Raw genomic sequence first — 14,882 nt, forward strand, 5'->3', positions numbered from 1 at the left:
TTCATCTCCGCTGCATTTCCGGCGACATCAACAGCAGGGCCAGGGCCTGCTGCCGCGATTCCGCGCGCTCGATGGTCTTGCGGGTTTCGATCGAGGCCGCGTCCGCCGCGGCGAATTCCAGCAGGTCGAGCGGATCGATGTTGTTGCCGAGCCGCGCCCCCAATTGCGCGGCGATGTCGAGCCGCAGCTTCATGCCCTCAGGTGCGGCCCAGGCGGCGCTTGTGTCGGGGAAACCGTTCGGCCCTGCCGGTGTCCACAAGGGCTGGCCGAGCAGATTGAGACTGCTGAGATAGGCGCCGGGATCCTCCGGCACGCGCGCGAGCAGCCTGCCGCTCGCGACCAGGAAGTCATACGGCGACCGCATCTTGGTCAGCGGCGCCTTCCAGGCCTCGTCGGAATCGACCAGCGCCGTCGCCAGCGCCTTGAGATCCCCGTCAGTCTTGACGAAGACATCGCGCAGGCGCGCCACCAGGGCCGGCGGCGGATCGTCGGCGACGAAGTGACGGACGAATTTGGTGGCGACGAAATTCGCGGTCGATGGATGGCGCGCGATGTCGGCGAGCGCGGCCTCGCCCTGTGCCAGCCCCGTCGCCTCGTAGGTCTTGCCGAGCAGCATTTGCGCCCCCGGCTGGTGCGCATTGGCGTTGAACGCGAAGGAGCCGGGCGTGCCGAGCTGCCCCTGCCGTCCGGCAAAGGTCCAGCCCGTGATGATGCGCGCGAGCGAGGTCACGTCCTCCTGTGTGTAGCCGCCGCCGACGCCGAGCGTATGCAGCTCCATGATCTCGCGCGCGAGGTTCTCGTTCAGCCCGCGCTTGCGGTTCTGCCCTGCACGCGAATCCGGTCCGAGCGATTGCTGATTGTCGAGGAAGAACAGCATGGCCGGATGCTGCTCGACCGCCTTGAGCATGTCGGCGAACCGCCCGAGCACATGCGGCCGGATCGCCTCACGCTCGAACGCGCCGGCCCAGATCCGTGCCAGTTCGCCCTTGCTCGCGGAGATGCAGAAATGGTTCGACCAGAATACGACGAGCCGCTCGGTGAAGCCGCACTCCGCCAGCGTCGCGCGCTGCAGCCGCGCCAGCGCCTCGGCGCGAAAGGTTTTCTGGATCACGTTGAGCGGCTGCGGCGCCGGTTTTGCGGCGGGCGGCGCGGCCGTATTCGGCTGCATCGTATCCGGCTTCGCCTCGGTCATCTGGCCGGCGATCTCGGTTGCGACCGTATTCAGCGAGAGATTGCGGCGTGACGCGGGCTTCGGATCGGTTGGCGCCTGTTGCGGCGCTTCAGCGGGCGCGGCGGCTTTGGCCGTTTCTTTGGCGGCTTCGCGCGCCTGCTTGAGCTGGTCCTGATAGGCGAACACGGCCTGGCCGAGTTGCGGCGTCGATTGCAGGCCGGGCGCCTCCAGCAGCACGCCGTTCGGACGCGCCAGCTCCGCCTTCACGAAGCCGCGCGGATCGCTGGCTGCGTTGATCAGATCGCCGGACGCCCCGCCGCGGGCCCCGAAGCCGAAACGGTTGAGCGCGACGAGCGCGGCTTGCGAATCGCGGGCCATCGATTTGTCCTTCGCGCGTTGCCAACCGCTTTGCGAGTCCATGCGCAGCGCATAATATACCGCAGCGGGAGATGAACCCGACATGAAAATGACGGCGAAGTTTTTGCGGCAATCATGACAAATCCGAAAGAATCCGCGACGCCGGAACCGCGCCGCCTCGCCTGTTCCCGCTGCGGCACCGAGTTCGGCTGCGATCTCTCGGGCACGTGCTGGTGCGCGGAGGAAACGGCAAAGCTGCCGATGCCGGTCAAGGGCGAGGATTGTCTGTGCCGGGAGTGTCTGCGCAAGGCAGCCGCGGTTCCCGCGAAATAGCCGGCGGTGACCATGGCGCGTCTCGCGCCTGACGAAGACCTGCGCCACCGACCGCTCGTGCAGCAAGCGCATGAAAGCCAGATCAGACCATCTTCTTAGAGCTCCATTTACCTTCGCACGGCGAGGCCCGTAAAATACCACATCTCTTAACCAGACACGGCTAAGTTGCGACCCGTCAATTCGAGTACGCCGCGCATGAGCCGCTTCATTCTCCTGACCTGCATGGCGTTCGCCTCCGCCTTCGTCGGCATCTCCTGGGCATTGCGCGGATTTCCGACCTATTCCTTTTCGCTGATCGGCGAACTGAGACCGACGCTCACCACAACATTCGGCGACGAAAGCTCCAAGGCACGTGACCGCAAGATGTGGGAAGCGGAGCACACCGCGATGAGCGACAAGAATCCGAAGCTCGACGCGTTGCGCATGGACGCGTTGCAGGCCGGCACTGCCTACGCCATGTCGCCTTGCGATGACACGATGAAAGCCAATCTCATCGCGGCCACCTCGGCCTATGCGCGCGGCTACGCCGAGATCTACGACTGTTCGACCCCGGCCATGGGAATGTTCTGCAGCGAGAAGAAGCGCGACCAGGCCAACGCGGCATATTCGACGCCGCTCGACATGCGCGTCAGGACCGCGCTCGCGGAGGCCTTCGAACAGAAGGGCGTGGTCAAAGAGGATTTCCCGGAGGACATCCGTCTTACCGTCCAGCAATTCGCGGGTCCGGGTCTGTGGTCAGATCCATCACCGATTTGCCTGCCGCGGCAACGCGCGACGGCGAGCCGCAAATGAGCCGCATCTGGATTATCGTTTGGGCGATCGTCATCTGGCAGATCGCAGCCTGGGCGTTCGCGCCCGAGCCTAAGGCCCGGCCAGCGGCCCCGATCGATGGCCCTGGATACGGCACCAGCGAGAAATATTCGGTAGACGGCAGAGCGATAAAGCGCGAGAGCGTGATCGCCGCGCTGGAGCGGCCTTATGGCGCCCGCTGCACGGGCGAGGGCCGAAAGCAGTTCATCGGCGGCCTTGATTCATACTACTATCATCGCCAGAACCAGATGGAGCGCTATCCTGAGACGTTCGGCAAGCCCGGTGCCGACTACATTGCCAAACAATGGTCGACGGGCGAGGACAGGCGCATCGAGCGCCTGACTCAGGAAGCATACGCGCAAGGCTATTTCACGCTCTCCGACTTGGGCAGCGTCGCGCGCAAAATGGTCGAAAACGTCGTCAAAAACGAGCGCGTCACGGCGAAAGCCTGCGGGTGAGAAGAGGCGCTCGCGGGCTCACACCGCATGCCCCGGCGATGTCCGCGCCATGCCGTCGAATGCGTCGAGCAGTTTCTCGCGCCAGGCGTACACCGGATCATCCGTCTCCAGCAGCTTGAACGGGCTCACCACCCGCGCCCACTGAAAACCGCCGAACACGATGTAGTCGGCATAGTTCGGCGCGCTGCCGCCGATGAAGGGCTGCTTCTTCAGGGTCTGCCGCATCACCTCGAGCGACTTGCGGAACGCGACCACACCGGCATCGCGGCTCGCCATCACCTGTTCCAGCGTCTTGCCGCCGAAGCGCGCCTCGCGCGATTGGCGGAAATAGGCTGCGTCGACCTCGGCGAGGTTGTTCGGGATGTCAGCGATGATCAGCGGAAAGATGCCGCCGACGATGGCGATGTCGCCCCAGGCGTTGATCATGCGCGCCATGGCGCGGCCGCCCTCGCCGCCGAACAGCGACGGCTGGTTTGGAAAATTGTCTTCGAGATAATTCGCGATCGTCCAGGAATCGACCACCGGCTTGTCGTGGTGCAGCAGCACCGGGACCTTCTCCGAGCCGTGCGGCGCGATCGCGCTCTTCTCGGTGAAGCGCCAGGGCAGCGTTTCCGCCGAAAGGCCCTTGTGCGCGAGCGCCATCCGCGTGCGCCAGCAAAACGGGCTGAACGGGCGCGCGGCGTCGGTGCCGACGAGTTCGTAGAGTTTGAGTGACATGGCTGGTGTTCCATCAATGCGAGCGCAGCGAAACAACCCAGACTGCCGCCGCGGAAGCATTCTGGATTGCTTCGCTGGCGCTCGCAATGACGTTGTTGATACGGACGGGCGCCTCACCGGCGGTGCGTTTGCAGTAGCTTCTCGCCGTCCGCCGTTACCGCGATGATCAGCCCCACACCGGGCCGCGTTTCTCGGGCGACATAGCCGCGGTCCGCGGCGTCCTCCCAGATGGTGAGGCGCGGGCACGAGGTCTTCCAGGTCGCGATCACCTCGGCATAGGCGCGCGGCTCGCGGGCGACCCATTCGACGAAGTCCAGCACCAGCGGATCGGCCGTCTCGCTCATTGCAATCCTCCCTTGTCGAAGGCGGCCGCGACGTCCGTGCGGAGCAGCAGCCAGCCGCCATAGGCGATGTAGTAGCAGGCGATGGTGGTGATCAGCTTGTTCGACCAGGCGATGAATTGCTGGTCGGTCATGGCTTCGAGGATGCGCCGCGCCAGCGTGGTGCCGAGCATCGAGGCGAGAATCGCGACGCCGGCGAGCACGGGATCGAGGCTGGCGGCCTGGTCGATCACACCGCCGAAATAGATCAGCTTGGTGAAGTGGCTGACGAGTTGGCACATCGCCTTGGTCGCCACCTTCTCGCGCCGGCCGAAATCACCGCCGAGGAAGAAGGTGTCGAGCAGCGGCCCCGAGACACCGGTCATCAGCATCAGGCCCATGCAGATCGTGCCGTAGACCGTGCCCTGCCAGAGACGGTCGGGATCCGGCTTGATATTCGCGGGCAGCAGCCGCGCCATGAACGGGGTGACGCCGAGCAGCAGCAGCGCCATCGGCTTGTCAGGCACGTAGCGGGTCAGCGACCAGGCCGCGAGCGCGACGGCGCAGCCGACCATATAGTTGGCCACCGGCCGCCAGCGGATATGCGCGCGCCAGAGCAACGCGCGCCAGCCATTGGACGCCATCTGCGTGATCGCGTGCAGCACCATCGCGGTCGGCAGCGGCATCAGGGCCAGCAGCACGCCGATCAGGATCAACCCGCCGGCCATGCCGAACAGCCCCGACAGGAACGCGGTGCCGACCATCAGCAATCCGAGGGCAGCGATCATGAAGGGCGTCACGAAGGTCTCCGGTGGTTGCCGCGCTTGGTTAGGGACGCGAGCTGCCAGCTCCCCCTCGCCCCGCTTGCGGGTAGAGGGTGGGGTGAGGGGGAGTCTCCGCAAAGACGGTAGCAGCGAGACTCGCGGAGACTGCCCCTCACCCGCCGCGCTTTGCGCGTCGGCCTCTCCCCGCACGCGGGGAGAGGCGAAGGGAAACGTGCCTCGCTTGCCGTGGCTTCGCAAACTGAGTTATCTTGGCCTGGCATCAGCTTTCCTGAGGGTCAGTCATTTGCGGCGACTGCTGTTTCTCAACGGCATCAAGGCGTTCGAGGCGGCCGCGCGGACCGGCAGCTTTGCCGCGGCCGGGCTCGAGCTCAGCGTGTCGGCAGCCGCCGTCAGCCGCATGGTGCATCTGCTCGAGGACCGGCTCGGCGTCGCGCTGTTCGAGCGCAAGGCCAACAAGCTGGTGCTGACGCAGGCCGGGCGCGCCTATCAGAGCGGGCTGACGCCGATCTTCGATGCGCTGGCGAGCCTCACCGCGCAGGTGACGGCGCCCTCCAGCGTGCGCGTGCTCACCATCGGCGTCGGACATACGTTTGCGATGCGCTGGCTGATCCCGCGGCTGTCGGAATTTCGCAGCGAGGAGCCCGACATCGAGGTGCGCTTCACCACCGGCGGCGCCTCGGTGCCGTTCGGCGAGGACTGGAGTTGCGGCATCAAGCTCGGCACCGGCGACTGGCCGGGGCTGGTGGCCGAGCCGCTGTTCGCCGGCGATCTCACGCCGGTCTGCGTGCCGCGGCTCGCCGCCTCGCTGAAACGGCCGGCCGACCTGAAGGGCCCGAGCCTGATCCGCGTCGAACATTCGCCCGAGGACTGGCCGATCTGGCTGAAGGCCGCGAACCTCCCCCGTATCAATCCGCGCGGGCCGGAGTTCCAGTTCTACGGCCAAGCGCTGCAGGCCGCCGCCGACGGGCTCGGCATTGCCATGGGCATCCGGCCCTATATCGACGACGACCTCGCCGCCGGACGGCTGGTCGCGCCGTTCGACCTTTCGGTGCCCAAGGGCATGCGCTGGTATCTGGTCTATCGCAGCTTCCAGACCGAGCAGCGTGACTTTGCCGCGTTCCGCCGCTGGATCATGCGTGCGGCCTCGGAGCCCGCTGCCCGCCCCGTCAAGCGGATCGGTCGCGCCTCGCCGCGGAAGTGACGCCCCTGCTGTGGTCTGCCGGGCAAAAAAGCCGGCCACTTGTGAACGGCTTCACATACTGAAACCGGCAAACGTGGTCCCCTGACCCTCCGACAAGACACCTTTTGGGGACTACCAATGACGACGCTTTACGACGGCTTTGACATCGAATCCTTCGAAGCTGGGCAAGGGCTGTGGCACGCCCGCATCCGGCGCGCCGATTTCAGCCCGGTTGCCATCGACGGCGTGCTGTTTCCGGCCATGGAAGTCGGCTTCGCCTGGCCTGATCCCGACGCGGCGATCGCCGACGCCAAGCATCACATCGATCGCTTCCGCCGGCGCGCCGACAGCGACGACGAATAAGCAGCAGACAGCGCAGCGCAACAGGGGGAACCGGTCATGTCAGCCATCGAATGCGGGGACACGCCGCGGCCGCGGATCTATACCCGCAATGTGCTGTCGAATTGTCCGGAATGCGACGGCGACCTCACGGTGCTCCGCGTGATCCCCGGCCGTGCCGGCTGCGAGTACTGGGCCATGCGCTGCACCGATTGCGGGGGTCTCCATCTCGACATCCTCGAGCCGCGCGTTGTGGCCGAGGACGACGACGGGCCGCGGCCAGCGGCGTGATCGAAAGGCCTGCTGCCAACCTGCTGTCAGCAGCCTGATCACGGACCGTCCTTCGCCCTTTTCTGAGGGGCGGACTCGTCCCATATTCGGGACATGGCGAAGAAACCTGCTCCCCCCGCAAAAACCCCAAAATCCAAGACGCCGAACTCCAAGGCTCATCGGCCCGACGTGCAGCCGATCGGGCCGGCATTGGCCGAACTGCTAAATCCCGCGATCAATCGCGGCGATGCCGGACTTGGCTCAGGCACTGGCCTGCAGCCGCCGCCGGACAATTCGCGCGATCGCCGCTCCGGGGGCGAGGCCGCCGCGCACCGTGCGCGCGCCTCGACGCCGAAGGCGTTTCCGCAGGATGCGGCGCGGCCGATGCCGCTGCGTCCCAATCCGCAGCCGCCGGGCGCCCGCGAAGGCAGCGGTTTCGACGAAGCGCCGCAGGCCAATTACGGCACCGCGGCCACGATCCCGACGCTCGATCCGGAACTGGCGCGGCAGCTCGGTTTTCCCACCGAGGAGGACGACGCCGAGGCGCTGGCGCGGCCGCCGCGCAACAAGATGGAGGCGCTCGGCGTCAAGGCGACCGCCGATGCGCTGGAATCGCTGATCCGCGAGGGCCGTCCCGAGTTCCGCAAGAACGACGGCTCGCTGAAGGTGTGGACGCCGCACCGGCCGCCGCGCCCGGAAAAGTCCGAAGGCGGCGTGCGCTTCGAGATCAAGTCGTCCTACGAGCCGCGCGGCGACCAGCCGACCGCGATCGCGGAACTGGTCGAAGGGATCAACCGGAACGACCGTTCGCAGGTGCTGCTCGGTGTCACCGGCTCGGGCAAGACCTACACCATGGCCAAGGTGATCGAGGCGACGCAGCGGCCTGCCATCATCCTCGCCCCGAACAAGACGCTGGCCGCCCAGCTCTATGGCGAGTTCAAGAGCTTTTTCCCGGACAACGCGGTCGAGTATTTCGTCTCGTATTACGACTATTACCAGCCGGAAGCCTACGTCCCGCGCACCGACACCTATATCGAGAAGGACTCCTCGATCAACGAGCAGATCGACCGCATGCGCCACTCCGCGACGCGCGCGCTGCTCGAACGCGACGACGTCATCATCGTCGCCTCGGTGTCCTGCATCTACGGTATCGGCTCGGTCGAGACCTACACCGCGATGACGTTCGCGCTGAAGAAGGGCGAGCGCATCGACCAGCGCCAGCTCATCGCCGACCTCGTCGCGCTCCAGTACAAGCGCACCCAGGCCGATTTCACCCGCGGTACGTTTCGCGTGCGCGGCGACGTCATCGACATCTTCCCGGCGCACTATGAGGACCGGGCCTGGCGCGTCAATCTGTTCGGCGACACCATCGAGACCATCGAGGAGTTCGATCCGCTCACCGGCCACAAGCAGGACGAGCTCGAATTCATCAAGATGTACGCCAACTCGCACTATGTGACGCCGCGTCCGACGCTGGTACAGGCGATCAAGTCGATCAAATCCGAGTTGAAGATGCGGCTCGACCAGCTCAACAACCAGGGCCGCCTGCTGGAAGCGCAGCGCCTGGAGCAGCGCACCACCTTCGACATCGAGATGATGGAGGCGACGGGGAGCTGCGCCGGCATCGAGAACTATTCCCGCTATCTGACCGGTCGCCTTCCCGGCGAGCCGCCGCCGACGCTGTTCGAATACGTGCCCGACAACGCGCTGGTGTTCGCCGACGAGAGCCACGTCACCGTGCCGCAGATCGGCGCGATGTTCAAAGGCGACTTCCGCCGCAAGGCGACGCTGGCCGAATACGGCTTCCGCCTGCCCTCCTGCATGGACAATCGCCCGCTTCGCTTCGAGGAATGGGACATGATGCGGCCGCAGACGGTCGCGGTGTCGGCGACGCCGAGCAGCTGGGAACTGAACGAGAGCGGCGGCGTGTTCGTCGAGCAGGTCATTCGCCCCACCGGCCTGATTGATCCCCCCGTGGACATTCGCCCCGCCCGCACCCAGGTCGACGATCTCGTCGGCGAGGTCCGCGCCACCGCGCAGGCCGGCTATCGCTCGCTGATCACGGTGCTGACCAAGCGCATGGCGGAGGACCTCACCGAATATCTGCACGAGCAGGGTATTCGCGTCCGCTACATGCACTCTGATATCGACACCATCGAGCGCATCGAGATCATCAGGGATCTCCGCCTCGGTGCGTTCGACGCGCTGGTCGGCATCAACCTGCTGCGCGAGGGCCTCGACATTCCCGAATGCGCGCTGGTCGCGATTCTGGACGCCGACAAGGAAGGTTTTCTGCGCAGCGAGACCTCGCTGATCCAGACCATCGGCCGCGCCGCGCGCAACGTCGACGGCAAGGTGATCCTCTATGCCGACCAGATGACCGGATCGATGGAGCGCGCCATCGCCGAAACCAACCGCCGCCGCGAAAAGCAGGTCGAGTACAACACGGAGCACGGCATCACGCCGGAGAGCGTCAAGAAGTCGATCGGCGACATCATGAACAGCGTCTACGAGCGCGACCACGTGCTGGTCGAGATCGGCGGCCACGACATGACCGACGACGTCATCTCGATCGGCCACAATTTCGAGGCCGTGCTCGCCGATCTCGAAACCCGCATGCGCGAGGCCGCCGCCGATTTGAACTTCGAGGAAGCCGCCCGCCTGCGCGACGAGGTCAAGCGCCTGCGCGCCACCGAGCTCGCGGTGGTCGACGACCCCACCGCCAAGCAGCGTACCGTGCAAGGCAAGGCCGGCGCCTATGCCGGGGCGAAGAAGTACGGCGACGCCGCCAATCTGCCCGTCAGCGCCATGAAGAAGAAGACAGTGAGCTCCGCGCTGAAGGCGAGCGGCGGCGGCAGCGGCTCGAAGGTGCACAAGCCGCATCTCGACGAGATGCACGGGCCGGAATCGCTGCCCTACCGCGAAAACCGCGCGCTGCCGTCAAAGCCGTTCGGCGGCGAAAGCCGGATCATCCAGCCGACGGACTCAAGGCAGTCGGGGCCGGAGTTCGGGCCCGCGCCGAAGTCGACGGGCGGGATGCCGGGGCGAAGGGGTGGGTGGAAGAAGAGGTAGGATGCGCGGTATCATCCTCGCCATTCGTGGCTATGGATTCCGGGCTGGCCGCGTTGCGGCGCCCGGAAATGACAAGTAGCCCTCACCCCACACTCACCGCCAACAGCGACAGCAGCAGCACTGAGGCTACAAGTTGCGCCGACGTCGCGGGCTTGGCGCGCCAGCGCGCGATCTTTTCGGAGAAGGACAGGCTGGCGTCGAAGAAATTCGCCTCGTAGCCGTTCTTCAATTTCGGGAATTTTGTTCCGAGCCAGATGACGAGGACGCTGTAGAGCAGCGTCGCCATGACAACGGTGAGCACGCGCTGGCCCCCGCGATCATCGCCGAGCAGCTTCACCATCAGCGAGGCTGCCGCGAAGATCGGGAAGCCCTGGAGCGTTGCGGTCAGCGCAAAGCCTTCGAGCCAGTTGAGCGGGCCAGATTTCGGCGCGGTGATCGAGGCCATGACGCGCTCACCCCACGCTCGCCGTCACCACGGCCATCACCGACAACAGCAGCACGATGGTCATGAGCTGGAGCGAGGCGACGGGCTGGGTGCGCCAGGCGGTGATCTTGTCGGCGAGCGACAGATGAGCCTCGAAGAATTTTGGCTCGTAGACGGTCTTGAAGAAGGCGGGGAAGCTCGGGCCGAAAGTCACGGCCAGCATCGCGTGGGCGAGCGATGCGACGGCGACGAAGATGGCGACGCCGGGGTCGCCGACCAAGTCGTGGTTGCCGCAGAGCTTGAGCAGGAAGGCGGCGGCGGCGAAGGTCGGGAAGCTCTGCAGAACCGTCGTCAGCGCGAGGCCTTCGATGGCGTTGTGCAGGCGGGACTTTCTTGCGGCGGCGATGGAAGCCATGGCACGTCTCCCTGATGACATGCCGATGACGTTAGCCGCGCCGGGACGGGCGTGATGTGAGATGGGTCACGCGCTCCAATCGGCTGCCGGAACTGTGGTGCAATGGATTCCGGGCTCGCGCCAAGTGGCGCGCCCCGGAATGACAGGGGCTACAGCTTGCCCTGGCCGTTGACCTGGCTCTGCTGTTGCTGCTGCTTTTCCTGTTGCTCTTGCTGTTCCTTGGCGTGGTGGCGGCCGTAGAGGCAGCCGGCGGCGGCGCCGAGGACGCCATGATGGCCGGCATAGTGGCCGGCGACGCCGCCGACGATGGCGCCCTTGATGCAGCCCTTGGCATTGGCGGCGGAGGTCGCGCCCAGCATGAGAACCGCGGCGGCGACGGCGAGAAGCGGGGATTTCATGGATCGGTGTCTCCGGATGAATGATCGGCATCTCAACGAGCGCAAGCGGTTCCGGTTCCAGCGCGTGCCGCATGCGGATCGCGCCGGACGCTGTGCGCGCGGCGTCATCGCGTCCCTGCAAATTCCAGCGGGCGGATGCATGCGCAGCCCGCCCTTGCAGCATGTGAACCGCGGTCCATCGACACATGACCAATCGCGACAGGGCTCTGTCTTTTTGCGGATTGCTGGACCCGCAAGCTGCACGATAGCGTTGCATTCCACGGCCAATGGGGCGGGAGCGGCATGACGGTTGAATCGCTGAACAGGCAACGCGTGCTGCACCTGCTCGACAGCTTTGCGCGCGGCGATATCGAGGCCGCGCTGTCGTGCTGCACCGACGACGTCGACTTTCTCACCCACGCGCCGATCGACGTGCTGCCCCACATGGTGCCGCGCCATGGCAAGGCCGAGTTGCGTGCGCTCTGGGAGACGATCTGGTCGCGCTATTCGGACATCCGCTACAAGGCGCCGCATATCCTCGCCGACGGCGACGAGGTCGCGACCTACATGCACACCTATTTCAGGAAACGCAGCAACGACCGCATCGTGCAATTCGACATGGCCGTGTTCTACAGCTTCCGCGGCGGGCTGGTGGCGCAGATCCGCGAAATCATCGATTCCTATGACCTGGTGCAGCAGGTGCTGGAGCGCGAGATCGGACCGCTGATCCTGGGGGCGCTAGTGCCGCGGGACTAGGCAGGAGGCCGGGCCTGGCTGTGTCGGGCCAGCCACACTCGTCCGGCGCGTGTGCCGTCCGGATTGCCGGATGTTTCTTGCGGGAAACGTTACAGCTAAATTCGCCCCACGTGACCGCAGATTTGATGGTCCCAGGGAGCAAACACCATGTTCTTCACGCCTCCGTCCTCGCGCTCGGCCGGCGCGCGGCGCCGTGACATTGTCGCTGCCTTCATGATCGGAGCCGCCGTCCTGGGGCTTGCCTCGCTGGAGGCGATCCGCCCGGCCGCGGCGCAATTCGTCTGCGGAGGGAGCGCGACAGGCGGCGAGCCGCAGGGTGGCTCGGGTGCGACCGCCACCAACCCGCACGATACGGCTTGCGGCACGGGGGCGATCGCCACCGGCGCGGCCTCGGGCATTTCGGGTGGCGCCACCGCATCGGGCTATGGCGCTTTCGCGATCGGCGACAACACGACGACCATCGGCAGCTTCGCGGGCACGACCACCAACGTTTCGGGCGTGACCAGCATCGGGGCCAATGCCAATTCAACCACCGGTGTCATCGGGGTATACTCGACGGCGATCGGCGCGGGCTCCAATCCCTCCAGCCTGGTCGAAGTCCTGTCCCGCGGTGATTACAGTGTGGCTATCGGTGGCGGCGACGGCGTCGGCGCAACGCCGGCTCGGTCGTTCGGAACGCGGAGCGTGGCCATCGGCGGCAGCACCCTCGCCAACAGCACCGACTCCACCGTGGTGGGGTCGGTGTCGACCGTCACCGGCGCGAGCAGCGGGGCGTTCGGCACCGCCAACACCGTCACCGGCTCGTCCAGCATCGCGACCGGCAGCAACAACAGCGTGACCGGCAATAACAGCGGGGCGTTCGGAACGGGCCAGACCGTCAACGGCAGTGGTAGTTTCGCCATCGGAGATCCCAACACCATCAACGGCAGCAACAGCTTCGTGTTCGGGGACGGCAACACAGTCAATGGGACCAGCCAGGCCGGCTGGGGCAACGCCGTGCAGGTGATGGGAAATTCCAACACGGTCGGCGCCACCGCCAATTCGGCAGGATCGACCGCCGTCGGCGCGTCGAACACCGTCGATGCCTCCCGCGCCATTGCCATTGGCATCACCTCGACTGTGACCGGCACCAGCGCCATCGCGATCGGCGACACCGTGACCGCGTCCGGCCGCATTGCTTCCGCATTCGGCGCCCTGGCCAATGCCGGCGGCGCGTTCGGCAACGAAGGCACCACCGCGCTCGGTGCCGGTGCTCAGGCCGGCAGCACTGCCGCCGGACAGACCTACGCGACCGCGGTCGGCGGCAACGCCCAGGCGCAGGGTGCCAACGCGATCGCGATCGGCGGCAATGCCGCGACAGGTGCCGGCAATGCCGCCTTTGCGTCCGCCAGCAACGCCATCGCGATCGGCAACGGCGCGCAGGCGACCGCCGTCAATGCCATCGCGCAGGGCACCGGCGCCGTCGCCAGCGGTGCCAACGCCATTGCGCTCGGCACCGGTGCGGTGGCGACCGGATCGGTCGCGGTCGGCAACGCCGCGCAAGCGGCCAACGGCGGCGCGGCGTTCGGCGACTTTGCCGTGGCAACCGGCGGCACCGCCAACGTGTCGTCCGCGACCGCGCTCGGCAATTCGGCCAGCGCAACGACGGCCAACGCGGTCGCGGTCGGCCAGAGCGCCACGGTCGCCGCGGTCGGAGGCACGGCGGTTGGCGCCGGTGCGGTCGTGCAGGCTGCAGCAACGAATTCAGTGGCGATCGGTACGGGCTCGGTAGCGACCGCCGCGAACACGGTGTCGGTCGGGTCCGCAGGCAATGAGCGGCGCGTCAGCAATGTCGCGGCCGGCATCGCGCCGACCGATGCGGTCAATGTCAGCCAGCTCGGCAGCATCACGTCCGGAGTCCAGGGCCAGCTGAACGGCTTGCAAAACCAGATCACGACCAACCAGACCGAGGCACGTCGCGGGATCGCCGCCACCGCGGCGCTCGCGGTCGCCGCCATGCCCTCGGGTCCGGGCCGCACGACCGTGTCGCTCAACTCCGGCTTTTTTCAGGGGCAGACCGGCGCCGGCGTGGCGGTCGCGCATCGCCTCAACCTGAGTTCGGCCATTCCGTTGATGGTTCATGGCAGCTTCGCCAATTCCGGCGGGATGAATGTCGGACGCGCGGGCGTCGCGGTCGAGTTCTGATCACCCGCACTCGTCCCAGCGGGAACCGGCGCGCGATACGGCCCGGTAAAATACGGGGATCTATTGTAAATCCCCCAAACAGCGCTCAATTGTGCATTGCAATATCGTGATTTGCATTTCCGCAAATCGAGTCTATCTGTTTGTACACGAACGAATTGAAGCAACCCCGCGGCGCCTACTGTGCATGGGGTTGTTTTTCGTTTTTGCGAGCCAGTTTCAGGACGCCCAAAATGACAGAGCACAGCCTCTGGCGTTTCTCGCGCGCGTTGCACCGCGCGATCAACGACCGGCATTTCGAGGATATCGAGGCCCTGATCGACGAGGACGTCGAGTGGGCGATCTACGGCCCGATCGACATGTTTCCGTTCCTCGGCGCGCGCCAGGGCAAGGACGCCGTGCTCGACGTCATCCACCAGCTCGCCGACAATTTCCGTGTCCGCCGCTTCGACCGCGAGAGCATCATGCTCGGCGTCGATTCCGCCGCCTCGATGCTGCGGTATTCGCTGACCGCGCTGGATTCCGACAAGCCGATCAGCTTGCGGGTGGCGCAGTTCGCCCAGTTCAGGGCCGGCAAGCTGATCGGCATGCGCGTGCTGGTCGACAGCTTCGACCTGGTCGAGCAGGCACTCGGCCGCGCCATTCATCTGCCAAGGATGACCAGCGTCGGCTGAAGGGACACCAACGGGCCCCGCAGTTCGGGACCGGCGACTTGATGCTCGCCGCGGCGCGTCCTGGCCTCCAGCCCCGCCGGACGCCGTCGTGGAGAAGCTCGTCACCGGGCGCGCGCCTTTCGCGCGGCCCGTTGGTTCGTCATTTTTTGGGGAGGCTGCGGCATCCCGTACTTGTGCAAGGCAGCACCACGCCACAATTTTGCAACGATAGTTCCGCATCCTCGGCGCGAACTGGGCTCGCGG

At 66.1% G+C, this 14,882-nt stretch carries 17 protein-coding genes; 10 read left to right on the forward strand and 7 right to left on the reverse strand.

Translation table 11 applies throughout. The annotated features are described in order from the left end of the window. Position 1 precedes the first annotated feature (1 nt). On the reverse strand, positions 2-1,549 hold the full coding sequence (locus FNV92_RS30065; RefSeq protein ID WP_168213494.1) for a DUF1800 domain-containing protein: 1,548 nt from the start codon (positions 1,547-1,549) through the stop codon (positions 2-4). Positions 1,550-1,663: 114 nt separating this feature from the next. Between FNV92_RS30065 and FNV92_RS30070 the strand changes: the two genes are divergently transcribed. From FNV92_RS30070 to FNV92_RS30080, 3 genes are all read left to right on the forward strand, one after another. Next, positions 1,664-1,861 carry a cysteine-rich CWC family protein gene (locus tag FNV92_RS30070; protein ID WP_143843380.1) on the forward strand — a complete coding sequence of 66 codons (198 nt, stop codon included), beginning with the start codon at positions 1,664-1,666 and terminating at the stop codon, positions 1,859-1,861. A 195-nt stretch (positions 1,862-2,056) separates the two neighbouring features. Next, complete coding sequence (locus FNV92_RS30075; protein WP_244623605.1) at positions 2,057-2,653, forward strand: hypothetical protein; 597 nt, start codon at positions 2,057-2,059, stop codon at positions 2,651-2,653. Next, positions 2,650-3,129 carry a hypothetical protein gene (locus tag FNV92_RS30080; protein WP_143843378.1) on the forward strand — a complete coding sequence of 160 codons (480 nt, stop codon included), beginning with the start codon at positions 2,650-2,652 and terminating at the stop codon, positions 3,127-3,129. Before FNV92_RS30075 ends, FNV92_RS30080 begins: the two co-directional genes overlap by 4 nt. A gap of 18 nt (positions 3,130-3,147) precedes the next feature. Here the strand turns inward: FNV92_RS30080 and FNV92_RS30085 are convergent, their stop codons facing one another. The 3 genes from FNV92_RS30085 to FNV92_RS30095 all read right to left on the reverse strand — a co-directional run bounded on the left by FNV92_RS30085 (position 3,148) and on the right by FNV92_RS30095 (position 4,966). Next, a complete protein-coding gene (locus FNV92_RS30085; RefSeq protein WP_168213493.1) occupies positions 3,148-3,846 on the reverse strand; it encodes a glutathione S-transferase family protein in 699 nt (232 codons plus the stop codon). Between the two features lie 113 nt (positions 3,847-3,959). Beyond that, on the reverse strand, positions 3,960-4,190 hold the full coding sequence (locus tag FNV92_RS30090) for a hypothetical protein (protein WP_143843376.1): 231 nt from the start codon (positions 4,188-4,190) through the stop codon (positions 3,960-3,962). Next, entirely contained in the window at positions 4,187-4,966 is a 780-nt protein-coding gene (locus FNV92_RS30095) for a sulfite exporter TauE/SafE family protein (protein WP_015688500.1), read from the reverse strand. Before FNV92_RS30095 ends, FNV92_RS30090 begins: the two co-directional genes overlap by 4 nt. A gap of 268 nt (positions 4,967-5,234) precedes the next feature. On the opposite strand from FNV92_RS30095, the gene FNV92_RS30100 reads away from it, so the two are divergent. The 4 genes from FNV92_RS30100 (at position 5,235) to uvrB (ending at position 9,812) form a co-directional block, all read left to right on the forward strand. Next, positions 5,235-6,152, forward strand: coding sequence for a LysR substrate-binding domain-containing protein (locus tag FNV92_RS30100; RefSeq protein ID WP_015688501.1), 918 nt, complete (start codon positions 5,235-5,237; stop codon positions 6,150-6,152). 117 nt (positions 6,153-6,269) lie between these two features. After that, a complete protein-coding gene (locus tag FNV92_RS30105; RefSeq protein WP_015688502.1) occupies positions 6,270-6,494 on the forward strand; it encodes a hypothetical protein in 225 nt (74 codons plus the stop codon). A 36-nt stretch (positions 6,495-6,530) separates the two neighbouring features. Continuing rightward, positions 6,531-6,761: a hypothetical protein gene (locus FNV92_RS30110; protein WP_015688503.1), complete on the forward strand. Its 231-nt coding sequence runs from the start codon at positions 6,531-6,533 to the stop codon at positions 6,759-6,761. A 93-nt stretch (positions 6,762-6,854) separates the two neighbouring features. Further along, complete coding sequence (gene uvrB / locus FNV92_RS30115) at positions 6,855-9,812, forward strand: excinuclease ABC subunit UvrB (protein ID WP_143843374.1); 2,958 nt, start codon at positions 6,855-6,857, stop codon at positions 9,810-9,812. An 82-nt stretch (positions 9,813-9,894) separates the two neighbouring features. On the opposite strand, the gene FNV92_RS30120 is transcribed toward uvrB, so the two are convergent. The 3 genes from FNV92_RS30120 to FNV92_RS30130 all read right to left on the reverse strand — a co-directional run bounded on the left by FNV92_RS30120 (position 9,895) and on the right by FNV92_RS30130 (position 11,049). Next, positions 9,895-10,257, reverse strand: coding sequence for a hypothetical protein (locus FNV92_RS30120; RefSeq protein ID WP_143843373.1), 363 nt, complete (start codon positions 10,255-10,257; stop codon positions 9,895-9,897). A 7-nt stretch (positions 10,258-10,264) separates the two neighbouring features. Continuing rightward, entirely contained in the window at positions 10,265-10,651 is a 387-nt protein-coding gene (locus FNV92_RS30125) for a hypothetical protein (RefSeq protein ID WP_143843372.1), read from the reverse strand. A 149-nt stretch (positions 10,652-10,800) separates the two neighbouring features. After that, positions 10,801-11,049: a hypothetical protein gene (locus FNV92_RS30130; RefSeq protein WP_143843371.1), complete on the reverse strand. Its 249-nt coding sequence runs from the start codon at positions 11,047-11,049 to the stop codon at positions 10,801-10,803. A gap of 282 nt (positions 11,050-11,331) precedes the next feature. Between FNV92_RS30130 and FNV92_RS30135 the strand changes: the two genes are divergently transcribed. The 3 genes from FNV92_RS30135 (at position 11,332) to FNV92_RS30145 (ending at position 14,639) form a co-directional block, all read left to right on the forward strand. Beyond that, positions 11,332-11,784: a nuclear transport factor 2 family protein gene (locus FNV92_RS30135; protein ID WP_015688508.1), complete on the forward strand. Its 453-nt coding sequence runs from the start codon at positions 11,332-11,334 to the stop codon at positions 11,782-11,784. Positions 11,785-11,931: 147 nt separating this feature from the next. Next, positions 11,932-13,968 carry a YadA family autotransporter adhesin gene (locus tag FNV92_RS30140; RefSeq protein WP_143843370.1) on the forward strand — a complete coding sequence of 679 codons (2,037 nt, stop codon included), beginning with the start codon at positions 11,932-11,934 and terminating at the stop codon, positions 13,966-13,968. Between the two features lie 230 nt (positions 13,969-14,198). Then, positions 14,199-14,639, forward strand: a complete 441-nt coding sequence (locus tag FNV92_RS30145) for a nuclear transport factor 2 family protein (RefSeq protein ID WP_143843369.1) — start codon at positions 14,199-14,201, stop codon at positions 14,637-14,639. Positions 14,640-14,882: the final 243 nt, after the last annotated feature.

The sequence above is a fragment of the Bradyrhizobium cosmicum genome, assembly GCF_007290395.2.
Lineage (GTDB): Bacteria > Pseudomonadota > Alphaproteobacteria > Rhizobiales > Xanthobacteraceae > Bradyrhizobium > Bradyrhizobium cosmicum.